Here is a 19,456-nt window from a genome sequence, read left to right as displayed (position 1 = left end):
GGCCGCGTCGCCGGAGGCCGCGGCGCGCGCCGCGGCCTCCGGACGCGTGGCCGGTTCCGGCCGTGCCCGCCCGACCCTGTCGTCCGCCATCCCGTTCCCCTTCCGCGCCCGCATCGATCGGGTGCGACCGCGTCCGGCGCGGCCGCGCCGGACGCGCGGCGGGTGCGGGGACCGGGTTCCCCGCGGCCCGCCCGCCGCCGCGACCGAACCTTACTCGGACGGTCGGGACGGCGGGCCGGGCGGTGCGCTCAACCGGGGGTGGTAAGCCTCCGTTTCAGGACTTCTTGCCGCGGGTCGCGCCGCCGCGACCGCGCAGGTTGACGCCGGATTCGGTGAGAATCCGGTGGATGAACCCGTACGAGCGGCCGGTGGCGGCTGCCAGGGCGCGGATGCTCTCGCCGGAGTCGTACCTCTTCTTGAGTTCCGCCGCCAGCTTGTCGCGCTCGGCACCGGTCACGCGGGTGCCCTTCTTAAGGGTCTCGGCCACGAGTACCTCCCGTAGTGATGTGGTGACCGCTGCGTTATCCCCCGCCATGATCAGTCATTCCCGCGCGTTCGGCTACCCACTCCACCAGAAAAGATCTGCGTGGGACGTCCTGCAGGTCACGCAAGCGCCACCAGATCGGCAAACTCGTCACTCCAGATGTCTTCCACACCATCGGGCAGCAAAATCACTCTTTCCGGCCGGAGCGCGCCCACCGCGCCCTCATCGTGGGTCACCAGGACGATCGCGCCGGTGAAGGTGCGCAGCGCGGCCAGGATCTCGGCGCGGCTGGCCGGGTCGAGGTTGTTGGTGGGCTCGTCCAGCAGCAGCACGTTGGCGCTGGAGACCACCAGCATTGCCAGCGCGAGCCGGGTCTTCTCGCCGCCCGACAGGACGCCCGCGGGCTTGTCCACGTCGTCGCCGGTGAACAGGAACGAGCCCAGGATCTTGCGCACCTCGACGGGCGCGAGGCCGGGCGCGGCCGACTGCATGTTCTCCAGCACCGAGCGCTCGACCTCGAGGGTCTCGTGCTCCTGGGCGTAGTAGCCGACGCGCAGGCCGTGTCCGGCCACCACCGTGCCGGTGTCGGGCTTGTCGACCCCGGCCAGCAGCCGCAGCAGCGTGGTCTTGCCGGCGCCGTTCAGGCCCAGGATGACGACCCGGCTGCCGCGGTCGACGGCCAGATCAACATCGGTGAAAATCTCCAAAGATCCGTACGATTTCGACAAACCCTCCGCGGTGAGCGGGGTCTTGCCGCACGGCGCCGGGTCGGGAAAGCGGATCTTGGCGACCTTGTCGGCCTTCCGCTCGCCCTCCACCCCCGCCAGCAGCTGCCGGGCGCGCCGGTCCATCTGCTGGGCGGCCTTGGCCTTGGTGGCCTTGGCCCGCATCTTGTCGGCCTGCGAGAGCAGCGCGCCGGCCTGCCGCTGCGCGTTGGCCGACTCCCGGCGCCGCCGCCGCTCGTCGGTCTCGCGCTGCTGCAGGTACTTCTTCCAGCCGACGTTGTAGATGTCGATCACGCTGCGGTTGGCGTCCAGATGGAAGATCCGGTTGACCACGGCGTCGAGCAGGTCCACGTCGTGGCTGATGACCACCAGGCCGCCCTGGTGGGACTTCAGGAAGTCGCGCAGCCAGACGATCGAGTCGGCGTCCAGGTGGTTGGTGGGCTCGTCCAGCAGCAGCGTGTCGGCGCCGGAGAACAGGATGCGGGCCAGCTCCACCCGGCGCCGCTGCCCGCCGGACAGCGTGCCCAGGGGCTGGGACATCACCCGGTCGGGCAGGCCCAGGCTGGAGGCGATCGAGGCGGCCTCGGCCTCGGCGGAGTAGCCGCCGAGCACGTGCAGCCGCTCCTCCAGCCGCCCGTACCGGCGCACGGCCTTGTCGCGGTCGGCGCCGGTCGCGGTCGCCATCCGCTCCTCGGCGTCGCGCAGGTCGCGGATCACCTCGTCCAGGCCGCGCGCCGACAGGATCCGGTCGCGGGCCAGTTCCTCGAGGTCGACGCCGCGCGGGTCCTGCGGCAGGTAGCCGACCGTGCCCGAACGGGTGACGCTGCCCTGCGCGGGCTGCGCCTCGCCCGCCAGGACCTTGGTGAGGGTGGTCTTGCCGGCCCCGTTGCGGCCGACGAACCCCACCCGGTCGCCGGGGTTGACGCGGAAGGCGGCGCCTTCGATCAGCAGCCGGGATCCGGCGCGCAGCTCGATGTCGTTGGCAATGATCACGGTGAGGGCTTCCCCTGACGGAGGACACGGCGGACTGGCTCGGCGGGAGGGTCGCACGGACGCGAAACAGCGCGTCACGATCCGTGATCATGACGCGCTTGGAGCCGGTCAGCTCGGGAACGAAACCATCTGATCAGTGTACGTGACGCCGGCGGCCGGTCCCGGCCATGCCGAGGCCGCCCGGACCGTGCGCGCCGCCGCCCGGCGGCGGCGCCGCATGGCGGCACCGCCACATGATGCCGCCACATGAAGCGGCACCACACGAATACGGCACCACCACACGAAGGAGTGTGCGTCCGATGACCCATCTCACCAGCAACCCGCCGGTGGGCACGCCCACCTGGCTCGACCTGGGGATCCCCGATCTCGGGCGGGCCAAGGAGTTCTACGGGGGCCTGTTCGGCTGGGAGTTCCAGGACTACGGGCCCGAGGCGGGCCACTACCACGCCTGCCTGCTGCGCGGCGAGCCGGTGGCGGGGATCATGCAGCTCCCCGAGCCGACCGGCGACTACTGGTGGAACGTCTACTTCGCCACCGACGACTGCGACGGCACCGTCAAGCGCGTCACCGACGCGGGCGGCAGCGCGGTCGAGGCGCCCATGGACGTGATGGACCAGGGCCGGATGGCGATCCTCAAGGACCCGGTGGGCGCCCAGTTCGGCCTGTGGGAGGGACGCGCGCACATCGGGTCCCGGATCGTGAACGAGCCCGGCTCGTTCGTCTGGAACGAGCTGGTGACCGCGGACTCGGCACGGGCCGCCGACTTCTACCGGGCGGTGTTCGAGTACACGCTGGAGCCGATCCAGGGCGATATGGACTACACCGTGCTCCACCGGCCCGACGGGCAGAGCATCGGCGGCGTCATGGGCTCGCCCGGCGCCTCGTCCGGCTGGTTCACCTACTTCGACGTCGACGACCCCGACGCGGCGGCGCGCAAGGTCGGCGACCTCGGCGGCACGGTCGTCGACGAGCCCCAGGACACGCCCTACGGCCGGATCGGCACGGCCGAGGACCCGTTCGGCGTCAGGTTCCACCTGATAAGGCCGTCCGAGATGTAGCCGGCGCCGGGCACGCCGTGCGGGCGGTGCGGAGGTGGCGCGCCGCCCCCGCACCGCCCGCACGGCGCCCGTTCGCACGGCGCCGGGCGCGGGTCAGTCCTGGCGTTCGGCGGCCAGCCGCTGCCCGATGGTGTGGTGCAGCCGCTGCAGGCCGTTGGTGCCGAGCATGCCGACCTGGCCCTCCAGGTCGCGCAGCAGCGTGTCCTCGCCGGTCACGACCTCCGAGGACTGCATGAGGACGGTGCCCTGCCCGGTGAAGTCGAACTGGTGCTCCTCGCCCGAGGTGCCGCCGATGCCGAACACCATGCGGGCGGCGCCGAGCACGCCCCTCATGTACGAGTGGTCGTAGTGGTGGCACGGCGAGGGGCAGTCGGCCCAGCCCAGCAGCGCCTGCGGGTCGACCCGGATCGGCGGCTCCACGAAGTGGACCGGGCCGTTGGAGGCCGCCACGAACCGGCCCGTGCCGATCAGCGTGAGGAACCCCGGGATGATCGACTGCTTGAGCTCCAGCCCCGGCTCGAACGCCAGCAGGTTCCCGGCGCGGATGGTCAGGTTGCCCTGGTCCAGGTCGAAGGAGTTGACGTCGAAGCCCCGGTCGGCCAGCACCAGCTTGCCCTGCCCCTGGGCGACGATCCAGTCGTGCGCGTACAGCGGGGAGTGGAAGGTGGAGGCGACCAGGGAGTCCAGCGGGCCCGACGACAGCGCCTCGAACCTGATCTGCCCGTAGTAGGCGATCATCTTGCCCTTCTGCGCGAACCACTGGCCGTTCAGGTCCACGCTGAAGGAGTAGGCGTTGACGTTGTCGTTGGACGGCAGCGTCATCGCGTTGAACGTGGCGGGCGGCGCGGGCGGAGGCCCGGGAGGCGGCATACTCACGTCAGATCTTCCTCTCACTCGCCTGGACGTAGACGACGCCGGTGCCGCTGAGCTCCAGCTGGAAGCCCTCGCCCGAGCCGCGCCCGACCAGGTCGCGCAGCCCCACCGCGGTGGTCAGCTTGTTCTGCACCTGGCCGCGGTGGGCGACGTAGGCCTGCGGGTCGACGTGGACAGGCCGCTGCGGGTTGATGGGCATCTGCATGACGCCGCCGTGCGACAGCAGGGCGCACGACCCGTGCCCGCTGAGGGTGGTGGTGAACAGGCCCTGGCCGCTGACCGCGCCGCGGATCACGCCGCCGATCCCGCCGTCCTTGCCCATGAACATGGTGCCGACCTGCAGGGTGGCGTCGTGCACCAACAGCCGGTCGGCCTCGACGACCAGCGTGTCGGCGCCGTTGAGCTCGATGACCTCCACGTACAGCCCGGCGTGCCCGAACATCGCGGTGCCCTGCCCGGTGACGTGCATCATCGAGGTGTGCTCTCCGGCGACGGCGCGGCCGAGGGCGCCGCCGAGGCCCTGCCCGGAGGTGCTGGTGGGCGCGAACGACACCCGTCCGCTGTAGGCCAGCATCGCGCCGCGCTTGCTGTAGACCTCCCGGCCCGGCGCGATCGCCACCTGGAGCATCTTTGAGTTGATCGACTCGTATCCGGGCATGCTCAGATCTCCAGAATTCCGCCGCGCTCGGCCGGCTGGACGTAGACCAGCCCGTGCCCCTGGTACCGGAACTGCACGCTCTCGCCCGAGCCCTGCCCCAGCACGGTGCGCCAGTTGACGTCGGTCACCACGTCCTGCTGCAGCTGGCCGTGGTGGGCGACGTAGGCGTGCGGGTCGACGCAGAGCGGCATCTGCGGGGTCACCTCCAGGGCGATCGCGGGGCCGTTGGACAGGATCGCCACCGTGCCGTGCCCGCCGACCTTGGTGGTGGCCAGGCCCTGGCCGGTGCCCATGCCGCGGAGGCCGACGAACTCCACCCCGGTCTGCAGCTGCCCGTCCAGCGCCAGCAGGCTCTCGGACTCCACGAACAGGGTGTCGCCGGTCAGCTGCACGAGCGTGACCTCGGTGGCCTCGCTGGCCAGGTAGACGGTCCCCTGGCCGCTGATCTCCATCAGCGTCATGCCCTCGCCGGCGATGCGGCGCTTGAGCGCCCCCCGCAGGCCCTCGCCACCGGTCATACCCTGCCGCTTGAAGGACATCTGCCCCTCGTAGGCGACCATGGACCCGTTCAGCGCTCTGATCGTCTCGCCGCCCAGATCGACGGCCAGCATCTTGGAGCCGTTCATTCGGAATTGCGCCACGAGGCCACAAGATACCGGGTGGAGCGGCCGCGTCCCCCGGTCACGCGCACGGACATGGTTTCGCTTGGTTTCGGCGCGGCACGCGGCTTTGGGCACGGCGGGTACGACCCTGTGCCAGGGAGGCGCAAAATCTCGCGCGTTGCAGGCGCCGTTCGCGGTACAGATCAGGAAGGATGGCGTTCATGTGGATCGCCCCCGAGAACCGGAGCCTCAGCCGGTGGATCGTGCCCGGGATCGTGCTCGGCGCCGGCGCGGTGGTCGCGACGGTGCTGGCCACCGACGGCCGGACGGAAACGGGACTCATCGCGCTGGCCGTGCTGGCCGGGTACGCCGCCGCCCTGGCCTACCGCCGCAACGAGCCGGCGCTGACGATCAGCGAGGGGTTCGGCACCGGCCACCGGGCCCGCGCCCACCTGCGCGCGGCCGCCATGACCGGCGACGTCGTCACGGCGGCGCTGGTGGCCGCGGTGGTGGTGCAGGGGCTGCGCGGCGCCGACATCATGCCGTACGTGTGGCCGGCGGCGCTGGCGGGAGGCACCTACGCGCTGTCGGCCATGGCGAGCGCCCGCGCCCTCTGAGCGCCGCGCCCCCGAAGGGCCGCCCGAGCGACTCCGGACGCGCCGCCGAAAACGGGCCCCCGAACGCGCCGTCGGGGGTGTCCCGCGCGGGTGCCGGAACGACGGTGACGGAGCGTCAGCGGCGGCTCGCGCATACGCGGTGACCAGGGACGTCGCCGACGAATTGTGCGTAAACATCTCCTAACAAGTGCGCTTTCATCCGTTTTAGTACGGCATGATGCGGATGTGTCAGCCGTTGATGTCCTGCTTCCCTCCCGGGCGGTGTTCCAGCCGGTGGTCGATCTCGACACCGGGCATGTCGTCGCGGTCGAGACCCATGCGGGCCCTCCGGCGGCGCAGACCCCCGAGGACCCCCGTTCCCCCCACTACCCCGCGCTGCGCATCGACCCGGCCGGCGAGGACGTCCGCCGGGCCGTGGCCGCCGCCCGCGCCACCGCGGACCTGCGCACCCGGCTGCCCCTCCAGATCGGCCTGCGCGCCGAGACGCTCGGGCTCGGCGAGGCCTTCCTCGGCGAGCTGCACCAGGGCCTGGGCGAGGCCGGCCGCCGCCCGCACGAGATCATCCTGTGCGTCCACGGCGGCTTCCCGCCCGCGCAGCGGCCCGCCGTCGCCACCGCGATCCGCAAGCTGAGGCAGGCCGGGTACCTGATCGGCCTGGCCGGGCTCGGGGCCGTGCACGCCCCGCTGGACCTGCTGGTGGAAGGCTCGCCCTACCTGGTCAAGCTCGACCCCGAGCTGGCCCGCCGGGCCGGCGCCGACCCGCGCCGCGCCGCGCTGGTCACCTCGCTGGTGGAGCTGGCGCACCGGCTGGGCGTCCACGTCCTGGCGCCCGGCCTGGCCAGCGAGGAGCAGGTACTGGCGCAGCGCGAGCTGGGCGTCCGCCTCGTCCAGGGGCCCGCCCTCGCCCCGCCCGAGTGGCGGCCGGGCATGCGGGTCACGGTGCCGGTGGCGGCGCGGGAGGAGCCCCGCCGCGAACGGCCGGAGGCGCTCCTCGGCCCGCGCGTCTCGGAGTTCACGCTGCCCGCGGTGACCGTGGCGCACACCGCCACCGCCGACGAGGTGCTCGAGGTGCTGAACGCCGAGACCGGCACCACCAGCGTGGTGCTGATCGACGAGCGGCAGCGGCCCAGGGCCACCGTGGACCGCACCCGGTTCCTGCTGCGGCTCTCGGGGGCGTACGGGCACGCCCTGTACGCGCAGAAGCCCGCCGGCATCCTCGCCGACGTACCGCGCCTCGTTCCGCGGACCGTGCCGGCCATCGCGGCCCTGCGCGCCGCCGGCCAGGAGAACGACCGGGTCTACGACGACCTGGTCGTCACCGACGAGCTCGGGCGCTGCCTGGGCATCGTCCGGGTCGCCGACCTCATCCGCAGCCTCTCCCCCTGACGCCCCCCGATCTGAACCGCCGGTCTGAACCGCGGGCCGGAGCCGCGGGCGGAGCCGCGGCCGGGGCAGCGGCTACGGCGTGGGCCCGGACTCTCGGCCGGGCGGGGCGCCCGCGGCCGTCTCCTGGGCGAGGATGGCCGCCTGCACGCGGCTGCGCAGCCCCAGCTTCCCCAGGATCCGGCTGACATGGGTCTTGGTCGTGGTCTCGGCCATGTCCAGCCGCTCGGCGATCTGCACGTTCGACAGGCCCTCGCCCAGGCAGGCGAACACCTCCCGTTCCCGCGGCGTCAGGTCGGCCAGCACCGCGGGCGGGGCCGCGGGCGCCGGACCGGCCGCGAACGCGCCGATCAGCCTGCGGGTCACCCTGGGGGCGATGATGCCCTCCCCCGACGCCACCGTGCGCACCGCGTCCACCAGCCGGTCGGCGTCGACGTCCTTGAGCAGGAACCCGGCGGCCCCCGCCCGCAGCGCGCCGAAGACGTACTCGTCCACGTCGAAGGTCGTCAGCACCAGCACGTCCGCGATCCCGACGATCTCCCGGGTGGCGGAGATCCCGTCCAGGCGGGGCATCCGGATGTCCATCAGCACCACGTCGGGGCGCAGCTCCCGGGCCAGCGCCACCGCCCGCTCCCCGTCGGCGGCCTCGCCGACCACGGTCATCCCGGGCGCGGAGCCCAGGATCAGCACCAGCCCGGCCCGGACGGCCGCCTGGTCGTCGGCCACCAGCACCCTGATCACGCGTTCTCCCTCTCCACCTCGACCGGCAGCTCGGCGCGCACCCGCCAGGCGCCGTCGCACGGCCCGGCCTCGAACGTGCCGTCCAGCATCGCCGCCCGCTCCCGCATCCCGATGAGCCCGGCGCCCGAGCCGGGCAGCCGCGGGCCGTCCGGCCCCAGCGGGCTGCGCACCTCGACGACCACCCTGTCGCGAAGGTAGCCCACCTGGACCAGGGCCCTGCCGGGGCCGCCGTGCTTGAGCGCGTTCGTCAGCGACTCCTGCACGATCCGGTACGCGGCCAGCTCGACCGCCGCGGGCAGCTCCGGCGGCTCGCCGCGCACCTCCAGCGCGGCCGTCAGATCCGCGCGCCGGGTGTGCCCGACCAGCCGCTCCAGCCCCTCCAGCCGGGGCGCGGCGGGCGGATCGCGGTCCTCCTCCTCGCCCTCCCGCAGCAGGCTGATCATGCGCCGCATCTCGGCCAGCCCCTGGACGCTGTTCTCCCGGATGATCTCCATCGCCCGGTTGAGCGCCTCCCGGTCCAGGTCGGGCACCTTCAGCACGGCCGAGGAGTGCAGCGCCACCGCGCTGAGATGGTTGGCGATCACATCGTGCAGCTCGCGCGCCATCCGGGCCCGCTCGGCGTTCACGGCGCCGCGCCGGTCCAGCTCGGCCAGCCGCGCCATCTGCTCGGCCCGCTGCCGCTCGGCCTGCGCGGTGAACCGGTGCTCGCGCACCGCCATCGCGGTCATCACCGGCATGAACCAGGTCACCCCGGCGATCGCCGCGACGATCACGGTGAGGCTGACGCTGTGCGTCGTGACCAGCGCGAAGCCGCTCAGGGCGAGCGTGCCGGCGGCGGTCGCGGCCAGCAGCCGCTCGGCGGTGCGCCGCCGCCCGTAGAGCGACGCCGCGTACAGCAGGTCGCCATAGATGATCGCCGAGGCGAACCCCGGTCCCAGGACCAGATCGGCGATGTTGAACGGGGTGGCGGCCAGCAGCGCCATGCGCGGGGCCGTGCGGCGGAACGGTATGGCCGCGACCAGGCCGAGCAGCGGCAGCACCCGCCAGCCCTTCCCCGCGTCCCAGCCCTGCGCCCAGGTCGCGTACCCCTTCGCCGCGATCAGCAGGAGGCCGCCCGCCAGCGCGACCACGGCCACGAGCGTGTCGTTCCGGGTGACGCGCGGGAGGCGCACGGGTGGTCTCGTCGATCGCACCCTCCCATCTCAGCATCCCCCGGGAGCGCTCCGCCTCCGCCTGGATGACGGCGCGCCGTACATCGTTCGGACGACCCCCGTTTTCGGCATCCGTGAGGAGGCGCGGGCCCCGCCGCCGCGACACCATCGAAGGCAGGACCGACCAAGGGGGAACGTTGCTGCTCGCGCTGATCGCCGCCAGCGAGATCGGGTTCTGGCTGCTGCTGCTCGCCGGTCTCGCGGTGCGCTACCTGCTGGGCCGCCGCCGGCTCGGGGCCGCGCTGCTGATGTGCGTCCCGCTGCTGGACGTCATCCTGCTGACCGCCACCGTCGCCGACCTGCGCGGCGGCGGCACGGCGAACTTCACCCACGGGCTGTCGGCCGCCTACCTGGGCTACTCGGTCGTGTTCGGGCGCAGCATGATCCGCTGGGCCGACGAGCGCTTCGCGCACCGCTTCGCGGGCGGGCCGCCGCCCAAGGGCAAGCCCAGGTACGGCCGCGCCCGCGTCCGCTACGAGTGGCGGGAGTTCGGCAAGGCGTCGCTGGCCACGGCCATCGCCTGCGGCGTGCTGCTCAGCATGATCGTGATGGTGGACGACACGGCCCGCACCGAGGCGCTGCTGGGCTGGACGCAGCGGCTGCTGACGGTGCTGGCGATCTGGTCGATCTGGCCCATCAGCCACACCCTGTGGCCCGCCAAGCCCAAGCCCGGCGAGGAGGAGCCCGCCGCAGGCCAGGCGCACGGCGCGTCCGCCACCCACCGCTGACGGCCCGGAAACGGCGGCGCCCCGCCACCTCGCGAAGAGGCGGCGGGGCGCCGGCGGTCGTTCGGGCCGGACGTCGAAAGCGCGTCAGACGTTGAAGCCCAGGGCGCGCAGCTGGTCCCGGCCGTCCTCGGTGATCTTGTCCGGGCCCCACGGCGGCAGCCAGACCCAGTTGATCTTGACGTCCTTGACCAGCCCGTCCAGCGCGCTGGCGGCCTGGTCCTCGATCACGTCGGTGAGCGGGCAGGCCGCGCTGGTCAGCGTCATGTCCAGGGTGGCGACCTCGTCGGCCAGGTTCACGCCGTAGACCAGGCCGAGATCGACCACGTTGATCCCCAGCTCGGGGTCGACCACGTCGCGCAGGGCCTCGAGGATCTCCTCCTCGGCCTCGTTCGAGGTGACGGCCGTGGTGCCCGCGGCGGCCTCCGCGGCCTCCGCGGCGTCCGTGCCGGTGGTGTCTGCGGGGGTGTCGCTCATGATGCCTCTCCGAGTGCTCGGGCGGTCGCGTCCTTCCACGCCATCCAGGCGAGCAGGGCGCACTTGATCCTGGCGGGGTACTGCGAGACCCCGGCGAAGGCGACGGCGTCCTCCAGGACGTCCTCGTCCGGCTCGCCCTGACCGCGCGACTGCATCAGCGCCAGGAACTCCTCGCCGACCGCCATCGCCTCCTTGACGGACTTGCCGATGATCAGATCGCTCATCACCGACGCGCTCGCCTGGCTGATCGAGCAGCCCATGGCGTCGTAGGACACGTCCGCGACGCGGGCGTCCTGCCCCTCGCCGTCGAGGTGCACGCGCAGGGTCACCTCATCGCCGCACGTGGGGTTGACGTGATGCGCCTCGCCCTCGTACGGCTCCCGCAGCCCCTTGTTCAGGGGGTTGCGGTAATGATCCAGGATGACCTCCTGGTACATCGCCTCGAGCTGCATGTCGTCCTTTTCTCCTCCGAGGGGCCGTCAGTGCGTGCCGAAGAACTTCTGCGCGTGCCGTACCCCGTCGGCGAGGGCGTCAACGTCGGCGAGGGTGTTGTAGAGGTAGAACGTCGCCCGCGTGGTCGCCGGGATGTTGAAGCGGCGGCAGATCGGCCACGCGCAGTGGTGCCCCACCCGGATCGCCACGCCCAGCTCGTCCAGCACCTGCCCCACGTCGTGCGGGTGGATGTCGTCCACGGTGAACGACACCGCGCCGCCGCGCGCGTCGGTGCTGAGCGGGCCGATCAGCCGGACGCCGGGGATCTCCCCGAGCCGCTCCAGCGAGTAGGCGACCAGCGCCTCCTCGTGCGCGTGCACCCGGTCCATCCCCAGCTCGGTCAGGTAGTCGCAGGCCGCGCCCAGGCCGATCGCCTGCGCCGTCATCGGCACCCCGGCCTCGAACCGCTGCGGCGGCGGCATGAAGGTCGAGCCCTCCATCCGCACCACCTCGATCATGGACCCGCCGGTGATGAACGGCGGCATGGCCTCCAGCAGCTCGCGGCGGGCCCACAGCACGCCGATCCCGGTCGGGCCGAGCATCTTGTGCCCCGAGAACGCCAGGAAGTCGACGCCCAGCGCGGCCACGTCGACCGGCTGGTGCGGGACCGACTGCGCCCCGTCCAGCAGCACCAGCGCGCCCACCTGCCGGGCCCGCGCCGTGATCAGGTCGATCGGCGGCACCGTGCCCAGCACGTTGGACTGGTGGGTCAGCGCGACCAGCCTGGTCCGCTCGTTGATGATCTCGTCGAGGTGCTCCAGGTCGAGCCGGCCCTCGTCGGTGATGCCGAACCAGCGCAGCGTGGCCCCGGTCCGCTGGCAGAGCTGCTGCCAGGGGACCAGGTTCGCGTGGTGCTCCATCTCCGAGACGACGATCTCGTCGCCGGGGCCGACCTTGAACCGCTCGGACTCAGGGCCCGATGTCGCCGCGTTGCTCATCGCGTACGCGACCAGGTTGATGCCCTCGGTCGCGTTCTTGGTGAACACCAGCTCGCCCGGCACCGCCCCGATGAACGTGGCGATGGTGGCGCGGGCGTCCTCGTACCGGCCGGTGGCCTCCTCGGCCAGCAGGTGCGCCCCGCGGTGCGGCGCCGCGTTGTGGCGCTCGTAGAACTCCCGCTCGGCGTCCAGCACCCGGACGGGCTTCTGCGATGTCGCCCCGGAGTCGAGGTAGACCAGGTCGCGCCCGCCGCGCACGGTGCGCTGGAGCAGCGGGAAGTCCTTCTTGAGCTCTTCGGGGAGCAGGGTCATGCCGATGCGCCCGCCTTCACGTACTTCTCGTAGCCCTCGTTCTCCAGGGTGTCGGCCAGCTCCGGGCCGCCCTCGGCGACGACCCGGCCGCCGGCGAACACGTGCACGAAGTCGGGCTTCACGTACCGCAGGATCCGGGTGTAGTGGGTGATCAGCAGCACCCCCGTCTCGCCGGAGCCGGAGAACCGGTTGACGCCCTCGGAGACGACCTTGAGGGCGTCCACGTCCAGGCCCGAGTCGGTCTCGTCCAGCACCGCGATCTTGGGCTTGAGCAGCTCCAGCTGCAGGATCTCGTGCCGCTTCTTCTCGCCGCCGGAGAAGCCCTCGTTCAGCGAGCGCTGCGCGAAGGCCGGGTCGATGGACAGCGCGTCCATCGCCCGCTTCATCTCCTTGGAGAAATCGCGCAGCTTCGGCGCCTCGCCCCGGACGGCGGTGACCGCCGAGCGCAGGAAGTTCGACACCGACACGCCGGGCACCTCGACCGGGTACTGCATGGCCAGGAACAGCCCCGCGCGGGCGCGCTCGTCGACGCTCATGCCCAGCACGTCCTCGCCGTCCAGCGCGACCGAGCCGGAGGTCACCTCGTACTTGGGGTGGCCCGCGATCGCGTACGCGAGGGTGGACTTGCCCGAGCCGTTGGGGCCCATCAGCGCGTGCGTCTCACCGGCCCGCACGGTCAGATCGACCCCGCGCAGGATCTCCTTGCTCCCGTCGGCGCCGTCGGCGACGGAGACGTGGAGGTCGCGAATCTCTAGGGTGGTCATGATCTTGTATCTCTCAGTCGTCTCTCAGTCGCCGGAGCCCAGCGAGACGTACACGTCGCCGTCCTCGACCTTGACCTTGTACGTGGCGATCGGCTGGGTCGCCGGCGGGTTGGTGGGCTTGCCGGTGCGCAGGTCGAAGCAGGACCCGTGCAGCCAGCACTCGATGGTGCCGTTGTAGACCTCGCCCTCGGACAGGGAGACCTCGGCGTGCGAGCAGATGTCGTTCACCGCGTGCACGGCCTCGCCGGCGCGCACCAGCGCCACCGGCGTGTCGTCGATCTCGACGCCGAGCGCGCCGTCCGCGGGAATCTCGGTCAGGGCGCACACCTTGACGTACCCGTCCTGGGAGGCCGTCCCCCCGGCCCCCGCGGGCTTCGCGTCCGAGGTCATCTCTCCCGGGCTCCCCGGTCGAGCTCGGCCTCGATCGCCTCGGCCACCTTCTCGCGGACCTCCTCGACCTCGATCCGCTCGATCAGCTGGCCCAGGAAACCCCGCACCACCATGCGCCGGGCGTCGTCGTAGGTGATCCCCCGCGCCTGCAGGTAGAACAGGTGCTCGTCGTCCAGGCGGCCGGACGCCGAGGCGTGCCCCGCGCCCGCGACCTCACCGGTGAGGATCTCCAGGTTCGGCACCGAGTCGACCCGGGTGCCGTCGGTCAGCACCAGGTTGCGGTTGAGCTCGTAGGTGTCGGTGCCCTCCGCCTCGGCCCGGATGATCACGTCGCCGATCCAGACCGCGTGCGCGTCCCGGTCCTGCAGCGCGCCGCGGTAGTCGACGCGGCTGCGGCAGTGCGGCACGGCGTGGTCGACCAGCAGCCGGTGCTCCAGGTGCTGGCCGCCGTCGGCGAAGTAGACCCCGTACAGCTCGGCGTCGCCGCCGGGCTTGTCGTAGGACACCGTCGGGGAGATCCGCACCAGGTCGCCGCCCAGCGTCACGTTGTGCGAGACGAACCGGGCGTCGCGGCCCAGCAGCGCGTGCTGGTGGGAGACGTGCACGGTGTCGTCGGACCAGTCCTGCAGGCTGATCACCGAGAGCCGGGCGCCGTCGCCGACGACGAACTCGACGTTGTCGGCGTAGGTGGCCGGGCCGCGGTGGCTGAGCACCACGGTGGCCTCGGCGAACGGCTCCAGGAGCACGGTGGTGTGGCCGTAGGCCGCCGCGGAGGCGTCCTCGCCGCGCAGCCGCAGGACCGTCGGCCGGGACGCGACCGTCTCCTTCGGCACGGTCACCACCATCGCCTGCGTGAACGAGGCCCAGGCCTGCGCGCTCACCCGGTCGGCGGGCACGTACGCCTTGCCCAGCCGGGCGTCGTCGCGCCCGACCGACTCCACCCGCACCTCGGGCGCCGCGTCGGCCTCGACGATGACCTTGCCGTCGGGCTCGGCGGTGCCGTTGTGCAGGCCGCGCAGGCGGCGCAGCGGGGTGAACCGCCACTCCTCCTCGCGGCCCGTCGGGACCTCGAAGTCGGCGACCTCGTAGGAGGCCCTCTCGTGCAACGTCGAGAGAGGCCGTGTCTCCAGCCCCATCAGCCGACGGCTCCTTCCATCTGCAGCTCGATCAGCCGGTTCAGCTCCAGGGCGTACTCCATGGGCAGCTCGCGCGCGATCGGCTCGACGAACCCGCGCACGATCATCGCCATCGCCTCGTCCTCGTTGAGGCCCCGGCTCATCAGGTAGAACAGCTGGTCCTCCGACACCTTGGAGACGGTGGCCTCGTGGCCCATCTCCACGTCGTCCTCGCGGACGTCCACGTAGGGGTAGGTGTCGGACCGGCTGATCTGGTCGACCAGCAGCGCGTCGCACTTCACCGTGGACCTGCTGTGCTCGGCGCCCTCCTGGATCTCCACCAGGCCCCGGTAGCTGGTGCGGCCGCCGCCGCGCGCCACCGACTTGGACACGATCGTGCTGGAGGTGTTGGGCGCGGCGTGCACCATCTTGGCGCCGGCGTCCTGGTGCTGGCCCTCGCCGGAGAACGCGATCGACAGCGTCTCGCCCTTGGCGTGCTCGCCGAGCAGGTAGACCGCCGGGTACTTCATGGTGACCTTGGAGCCGATGTTGCCGTCGACCCACTCCATGGTGGCGCCCTCGTAGGCGACGGCGCGCTTGGTCACCAGGTTGTAGACGTTGTTCGACCAGTTCTGGATCGTGGTGTAGCGGACGCGGGCGTCCTTCTTCACCACGATCTCCACGACCGCCGAGTGCAGCGAGTCGGACTTGTAGATCGGAGCGGTACAACCCTCGACGTAGTGCACGTACGAGCCCTCGTCCGCGATGATCAGGGTCCGCTCGAACTGGCCCATGTTCTCGGTGTTGATCCGGAAGTATGCCTGCAGCGGGATCTCCACGTGCACGCCCGGCGGCACGTAGATGAACGACCCGCCCGACCACACCGCGGTGTTGAGGGCGGCGAACTTGTTGTCGCCGACCGGGATCACCGAGCCGAAGTACTCCTGGAAGATCTCCGGGTGCTCGCGCAGCCCGGTGTCGGTGTCCAGGAACAGGACGCCCTTCTCCTCCAGGTCCTCACGGATCTTGTGGTAGACGACCTCGGACTCGTACTGGGCCGCGACCCCGGCGATCAGCCGCTGCTTCTCGGCCTCGGGGATGCCCAGCTTGTCGTAGGTGGCCTTGATGTCGGCGGGGAGGTCCTCCCACGTCGCCGCCTGCTTCTCCGTGGAGCGCACGAAGTACTTGATGTTGTCGAAGTCGATCTCCGACAGGTCCGCCCCCCAGCTCGGCATCGGCTTCTTGCCGAACAGGCGCAGACCCCTGAGGCGCAGGTCGAGCATCCAGTCGGGCTCGCCCTTCTTGCCGGAGATGTCGCGCACGACCTCTTCGTTCAGGCCGCGGCGCGCCGATGCTCCGGCCGCGTCAGGGTCGGACCAGCCGAACTTGTACCTGTCGAGCCCTTCCAGCTCCGGGTGGGCTGCCGTCGTCATATGGGGGTCCTCCCGGACTCCTCGTCGCTTGTGTCACCGTTCGACGCGTCCCCGGCCGCACCTGTCGGCGCGGACGGATCGGCGCCCGACCGCTCGCCGGCCGCGGCGGGATCGCCGTCCTCGTCCCCGTCCCCCCTGGTGAGGGAGCGGGGGCTGACGTGGGTGGTGCAGATCCCGTCGCCGTGGGCGATGGTCGCCAGCCGCTGGACGGGGGTGCCCAGCAGGCGGCTGAACGCCTCGGTCTCGGCCTCGCACAGCTGCGGGAACTCCGCGGCGACGTGCGCGACCGGGCAGTGGTGCTGGCACAGCTGCTCGCCCCCGCCGGGCCTGGGGCCCTTGGCGGCCGCGGCGGCGTAGCCGTCGCCGGAGAGCGCCTCGGCCAGCTTGCGCACCCGCTGGTGCGGCGGGGCGTCCCGCACCACCGGCAGGTAGCGGCGCTCCAGGTCGGCGATCTGCCGCCGGGCGAACTCCGATACCGCGCGCTCCCCCGCCTTCTCGGCGAGGAACCGCAGGGCGCTGGAGGCGAGATCGTCGTAGGCGTGCACGAACGCGCTGCGCCCGGCGTCGGTGATCGCGAACCACTTGGCCGGCCGCCCGCGGCCGCGCCGCGTCTGCGGCCGTGCCCGGCGGATCTCGATCATGCCCTCGGCCAGGAGCGCGTCCAGGTGGCGCCGGATCGCGGCGGGCGTGAGACCCACCCGGTCACCCAGCGCCGAGGCGGTGATGGGACCGTGTTCGAGCACGAGCCGGGCCACCCGGGCGCGTGTGTCGCGCTCGGTCACCCCGCTCGTCGTCTTCTCGCCCACGTTTTTCACAACATCAGTGTGCCGTAATTCCTTCCCGGCGACCAACGCCTTCCCGGATGTCATGGCTCACGCAGGTTAGCCTTACCTAACCTGCGATGATGCGATTCTCCGGCCCCCCGGGGGCGGGTCCGGCCAGGGCGCGTCGGATGGGACGCCGCCGGCGTTCGGATGCCGTGCCGCGCGACCCGGCTTCGCCCGGGGCGGACAGATTTTGCCCCGGGGCGGGCAGATCATGGTCGCGGCTTGAAGCGGCTTGAAGCGGCGTGGAATTCGTCGCCCGATCGAAGGGCGCGGGCGAACGGCCGTCCGATGCGGCGCGGGGAAGGCGTCAGGCGCGTCAGGGCCGCAGGCGCCCGCGGGGGCCGCGCGAGCGCGTCCCGGCCCTGTCCGCGTTCTGAGCCGCCACCAGCAAGGACACCACGACACCCGAGACCAGGAGCGCCCCCACCAGGGCCGCCGGGGCGACCGCCCGCAGCGACGCCAGGTAGCGCGCGAGCCGGCGGCGCGAGCCGACCTCGACGACCTCGATGCGCCGGACGACGCGCTCCGCCTCGGATCCGCCGGCGTTCTCCGCCGCGCCGTCGCCGCCCTCCGCGGAGCCGCCCTCGCGCTCCGCCGGGCCGTGGAGGCCGTCGGACACCAGGCGCCGGACGAGCTCGGGATCCTCCTCGGCCATGCGCCGGGCGATCTCGTTCAGCGTCCGGATCTCCTCTGCCGACAGCGCCATATCCGACCCCCAAAGGCCTACGGGTTGCGATGGTTCCAGTGCGCGGGTGACAAAGCAGGTTTATTTGCTTTTGTCACGCGTGTCCAATTTTTGACCTTGCCATTGCTGTGACCTGGATCACCCTCCACGGGACCGTTCCACCGCAGACCGGGGCACGCGCGCGCGGAGGCGTCCGGGGGCCGACCTAAACTCGGGTCCATGGCACCCCCTGGAGAGAGCGCGGTCGAGGTCGCGGACCTGGTCAGGCGCTACGGACCGGTCACCGCCGTGAACGGGCTCTCGTTCCGCGCCGCGCGGGGCGCCGTGACCGCGATGCTGGGCCCCAACGGCGCCGGCAAGACCACCACGATCGAGATCTGCGAGGGCTTCCGCCGCGCCGGCTCCGGGCTCGTCCGCGTCCTCGGGCTCGACCCGGCCGCCGACGGCAAGGCCCTCAAGCCCCGCGTGGGCGTGATGCCGCAGTCGGGGGGAGTGCCGGGCACGGCGCGGGCCGGCGAGTTCCTGCGCCTGATCGCCTCCTTCCACAGCCGCCCGCTCGACCCGGCCGCGCTGCTGGAGCGGCTCGGCCTGACCGGGCAGGCCCGCACCCCGTTCCGCAGGCTGTCGGGCGGCCAGCAGCAGCGGCTGTCGCTGGCGGTCGCGCTGGTGGGCAGGCCCGAGCTGGTCTTCCTGGACGAGCCCACCACCGGCCTCGACCCGCAGGCCCGCCACTCCACCTGGGAGCTGGTCGAGGAGCTGCGCGGCGCCGGGGTCTCGGTCGTGCTCACCACGCACTACATGGAGGAGGCCGAGCGCCTGGCCGACCACGTCGTCATCGTCGACCACGGGACGGTCGTGGCGCAGGGCGCCCCCGCCGACCTCGCCGGAGCGGAGCGGCAGCTGCGCTTCCGGGCGCGGCCCGGGCTGGGCCTGGACGAGCTGCTGTCGGCCCTCCCGCTGGGCAGCGCCGCCAAGGAGTCCCCGGCCGGCCACTACCTGGTCGAGGGCGACGTGCGGCCCGAGCTGCTGGCCACGGTGACCGCCTGGTGCGCCTCGCACGGCGTCATGGCCGAGGAGCTGCGCATCGAGCGCCGCACCCTCGAGGACGTCTTCCTGGAGCTGACCGGACGGGAGCTGCGCTCATGACCACCGCCGAGCCCGCACCCTCGTCCGCCGGACCTCCGCTCGACCTCTCCCCCGCGCCGGGCGCGGTCCCGCTGCCGCGGATGATCCTCGCCCAGGCCGGCTACGAGCTGCGGACCCTGCTGCGCAACGGCGAGCAGCTCCTGCTCACCATGATCATCCCGGTGGTGCTGCTGGCGCTGTTCGGCGGGACGTCCCTGCTCGACCTGGGCCCGGGCCCGCGCGTCGACTTCCTGGCCCCCGGCGTCCTCGCGCTGGCGGTGATGTCGACCGCGTTCACCGGGCAGGCCATCGGCACCGGGTTCGAGCGCCGCTACGGCGTGCTCAAACGGCTCGGCGCCACGCCCCTGCCGCGCTCCGGGCTGATCGCCGCCAAGACCCTCACCGTGCTGGCCGTGGAGGCGCTCCAGGCCGCCGTGATCTGCGCGGTGGCGCTGGCCATGGGCTGGAGCCCGCACGGCGACCCGGTGTCGGCGCTGGCGCTGATCCTGCTCGGCACCGCGGCGTTCAGCGGCTTCGGCCTGCTGATGGCGGGCACGCTGCGCGCCGAGGCCACCCTGGCCGCCGCCAACCTGGTGTACGTGCTGCTGCTGGCCGTCGGCGGAGTGGTCTTCCCGTTGGAGCGCTTCCCCTCGGAGGTGCGCTCGGCGCTGGAGCTGCTGCCGATCTCGGCACTGGCCGAGGGGCTGCGGGACGTTCTCCAGCACGGCGCGGCGTTCCCTGGCGGGCCGCTGCTCGTCCTGGCGGTGTGGGCCGCGGCGGGGCTCGCCCTGGCCGCCCGCTTCTTCCGATGGGAGTGACGCCGACGGG

22 protein-coding genes are annotated in these 19,456 nt (G+C 72.3%); 6 read left to right on the top strand and 16 right to left on the bottom strand.

Features of this window, described 5'->3' with window-relative positions; all coding sequences use genetic code 11:
- Window positions 1–274 precede the first annotated feature (274 nt).
- Together ACFPZN_RS44860 and ACFPZN_RS44855 are read right to left on the bottom strand one after the other, a co-directional pair.
- Window positions 275–487 carry a helix-turn-helix domain-containing protein gene (locus tag ACFPZN_RS44860; RefSeq protein WP_012852589.1) on the bottom strand — a complete coding sequence of 71 codons (213 nt, stop codon included), beginning with the start codon at window positions 485–487 and terminating at the stop codon, window positions 275–277.
- A gap of 116 nt (window positions 488–603) precedes the next feature.
- The gene (locus tag ACFPZN_RS44855) at window positions 604–2,202 is read right to left on the bottom strand and encodes an ABC-F family ATP-binding cassette domain-containing protein (RefSeq protein ID WP_378289125.1); all 1,599 of its coding nucleotides are present in this window, start codon (window positions 2,200–2,202) and stop codon (window positions 604–606) included.
- 299 nt (window positions 2,203–2,501) lie between these two features.
- Between ACFPZN_RS44855 and ACFPZN_RS44850 the strand changes: the two genes are divergently transcribed.
- Complete coding sequence (locus ACFPZN_RS44850) at window positions 2,502–3,260, top strand: VOC family protein (protein WP_378289123.1); 759 nt, start codon at window positions 2,502–2,504, stop codon at window positions 3,258–3,260.
- 93 nt (window positions 3,261–3,353) lie between these two features.
- Here ACFPZN_RS44850 and ACFPZN_RS44845 read toward each other — a convergent pair whose 3' ends face one another.
- From ACFPZN_RS44845 to ACFPZN_RS44835, 3 genes are read right to left on the bottom strand one after another with little or no spacing between them, the layout of a single operon-like run.
- Window positions 3,354–4,130 (bottom strand): AIM24 family protein, encoded by a 777-nt coding sequence (locus ACFPZN_RS44845; RefSeq protein WP_378289131.1) that lies wholly within the window; start codon window positions 4,128–4,130, stop codon window positions 3,354–3,356.
- Between the two features lie 7 nt (window positions 4,131–4,137).
- Window positions 4,138–4,791, bottom strand: a complete 654-nt coding sequence (locus ACFPZN_RS44840; protein WP_378289121.1) for an AIM24 family protein — start codon at window positions 4,789–4,791, stop codon at window positions 4,138–4,140.
- A gap of 2 nt (window positions 4,792–4,793) precedes the next feature.
- The gene (locus ACFPZN_RS44835) at window positions 4,794–5,432 is read right to left on the bottom strand and encodes an AIM24 family protein (RefSeq protein ID WP_378289119.1); all 639 of its coding nucleotides are present in this window, start codon (window positions 5,430–5,432) and stop codon (window positions 4,794–4,796) included.
- A 182-nt stretch (window positions 5,433–5,614) separates the two neighbouring features.
- Between ACFPZN_RS44835 and ACFPZN_RS44830 the strand changes: the two genes are divergently transcribed.
- Together ACFPZN_RS44830 and ACFPZN_RS44825 are read left to right on the top strand one after the other, a co-directional pair.
- Complete coding sequence (locus ACFPZN_RS44830) at window positions 5,615–6,010, top strand: ABC transporter permease (protein ID WP_378289116.1); 396 nt, start codon at window positions 5,615–5,617, stop codon at window positions 6,008–6,010.
- A 225-nt stretch (window positions 6,011–6,235) separates the two neighbouring features.
- Entirely contained in the window at window positions 6,236–7,396 is a 1,161-nt protein-coding gene (locus ACFPZN_RS44825; RefSeq protein WP_378289114.1) for an EAL domain-containing protein, read from the top strand.
- A 72-nt stretch (window positions 7,397–7,468) separates the two neighbouring features.
- On the opposite strand, the gene ACFPZN_RS44820 is transcribed toward ACFPZN_RS44825, so the two are convergent.
- Together ACFPZN_RS44820 and ACFPZN_RS44815 are read right to left on the bottom strand one after the other, a co-directional pair.
- A complete protein-coding gene (locus ACFPZN_RS44820; protein ID WP_378289112.1) occupies window positions 7,469–8,134 on the bottom strand; it encodes a response regulator in 666 nt (221 codons plus the stop codon).
- Complete coding sequence (locus ACFPZN_RS44815) at window positions 8,131–9,306, bottom strand: sensor histidine kinase (protein WP_378289109.1); 1,176 nt, start codon at window positions 9,304–9,306, stop codon at window positions 8,131–8,133. Before ACFPZN_RS44815 ends, ACFPZN_RS44820 begins: the two co-directional genes overlap by 4 nt.
- A 176-nt stretch (window positions 9,307–9,482) precedes the next feature.
- Between ACFPZN_RS44815 and ACFPZN_RS44810 the strand changes: the two genes are divergently transcribed.
- Window positions 9,483–10,073: a hypothetical protein gene (locus tag ACFPZN_RS44810; protein WP_378289107.1), complete on the top strand. Its 591-nt coding sequence runs from the start codon at window positions 9,483–9,485 to the stop codon at window positions 10,071–10,073.
- Between the two features lie 84 nt (window positions 10,074–10,157).
- Here the strand turns inward: ACFPZN_RS44810 and ACFPZN_RS44805 are convergent, their stop codons facing one another.
- The 9 genes from ACFPZN_RS44805 to ACFPZN_RS44765 form a co-directional block, all read right to left on the bottom strand.
- Window positions 10,158–10,547 carry a metal-sulfur cluster assembly factor gene (locus ACFPZN_RS44805; protein WP_378289105.1) on the bottom strand — a complete coding sequence of 130 codons (390 nt, stop codon included), beginning with the start codon at window positions 10,545–10,547 and terminating at the stop codon, window positions 10,158–10,160.
- A complete protein-coding gene (gene sufU, locus ACFPZN_RS44800; RefSeq protein WP_378289103.1) occupies window positions 10,544–10,999 on the bottom strand; it encodes a Fe-S cluster assembly sulfur transfer protein SufU in 456 nt (151 codons plus the stop codon). Before sufU ends, ACFPZN_RS44805 begins: the two co-directional genes overlap by 4 nt.
- Window positions 11,000–11,026: 27 nt before the next feature.
- Window positions 11,027–12,289 (bottom strand): cysteine desulfurase, encoded by a 1,263-nt coding sequence (locus tag ACFPZN_RS44795; protein WP_378289101.1) that lies wholly within the window; start codon window positions 12,287–12,289, stop codon window positions 11,027–11,029.
- A complete protein-coding gene (gene sufC / locus ACFPZN_RS44790) occupies window positions 12,286–13,053 on the bottom strand; it encodes a Fe-S cluster assembly ATPase SufC (RefSeq protein ID WP_378289098.1) in 768 nt (255 codons plus the stop codon). Before sufC ends, ACFPZN_RS44795 begins: the two co-directional genes overlap by 4 nt.
- Window positions 13,054–13,077: 24 nt before the next feature.
- On the bottom strand, window positions 13,078–13,443 hold the full coding sequence (locus ACFPZN_RS44785) for a non-heme iron oxygenase ferredoxin subunit (RefSeq protein ID WP_378289096.1): 366 nt from the start codon (window positions 13,441–13,443) through the stop codon (window positions 13,078–13,080).
- A complete protein-coding gene (sufD, locus tag ACFPZN_RS44780) occupies window positions 13,440–14,579 on the bottom strand; it encodes a Fe-S cluster assembly protein SufD (protein ID WP_378289094.1) in 1,140 nt (379 codons plus the stop codon). The genes ACFPZN_RS44785 and sufD overlap by 4 nt, the downstream gene beginning before the upstream one ends.
- Window positions 14,579–15,991 carry a Fe-S cluster assembly protein SufB gene (gene sufB / locus ACFPZN_RS44775; RefSeq protein ID WP_378289092.1) on the bottom strand — a complete coding sequence of 471 codons (1,413 nt, stop codon included), beginning with the start codon at window positions 15,989–15,991 and terminating at the stop codon, window positions 14,579–14,581. The genes sufD and sufB overlap by 1 nt, the downstream gene beginning before the upstream one ends.
- Window positions 15,988–16,797, bottom strand: a complete 810-nt coding sequence (locus ACFPZN_RS44770) for a helix-turn-helix transcriptional regulator (RefSeq protein WP_378289089.1) — start codon at window positions 16,795–16,797, stop codon at window positions 15,988–15,990. Before ACFPZN_RS44770 ends, sufB begins: the two co-directional genes overlap by 4 nt.
- A 337-nt stretch (window positions 16,798–17,134) precedes the next feature.
- Window positions 17,135–17,524 carry a DUF3040 domain-containing protein gene (locus ACFPZN_RS44765; RefSeq protein ID WP_378289087.1) on the bottom strand — a complete coding sequence of 130 codons (390 nt, stop codon included), beginning with the start codon at window positions 17,522–17,524 and terminating at the stop codon, window positions 17,135–17,137.
- 198 nt (window positions 17,525–17,722) lie between these two features.
- Here ACFPZN_RS44765 and ACFPZN_RS44760 point away from each other — a divergent pair, with 198 nt between their 5' ends.
- On the top strand, window positions 17,723–18,649 hold the full coding sequence (locus tag ACFPZN_RS44760; RefSeq protein ID WP_378289085.1) for an ABC transporter ATP-binding protein: 927 nt from the start codon (window positions 17,723–17,725) through the stop codon (window positions 18,647–18,649).
- Window positions 18,646–19,446, top strand: a complete 801-nt coding sequence (locus tag ACFPZN_RS44755; RefSeq protein ID WP_378289083.1) for an ABC transporter permease — start codon at window positions 18,646–18,648, stop codon at window positions 19,444–19,446. The genes ACFPZN_RS44760 and ACFPZN_RS44755 overlap by 4 nt, the downstream gene beginning before the upstream one ends.
- Window positions 19,447–19,456 lie beyond the last annotated feature (10 nt).

The organism is Actinomadura rugatobispora (genome assembly GCF_042656285.1).
Lineage (GTDB): Bacteria > Actinomycetota > Actinomycetes > Streptosporangiales > Streptosporangiaceae > Spirillospora > Spirillospora rugatobispora.
The sequence above is the reverse complement of the archived record's forward strand: the minus strand, read 5'-3'. Positions and strand labels throughout refer to the sequence as shown.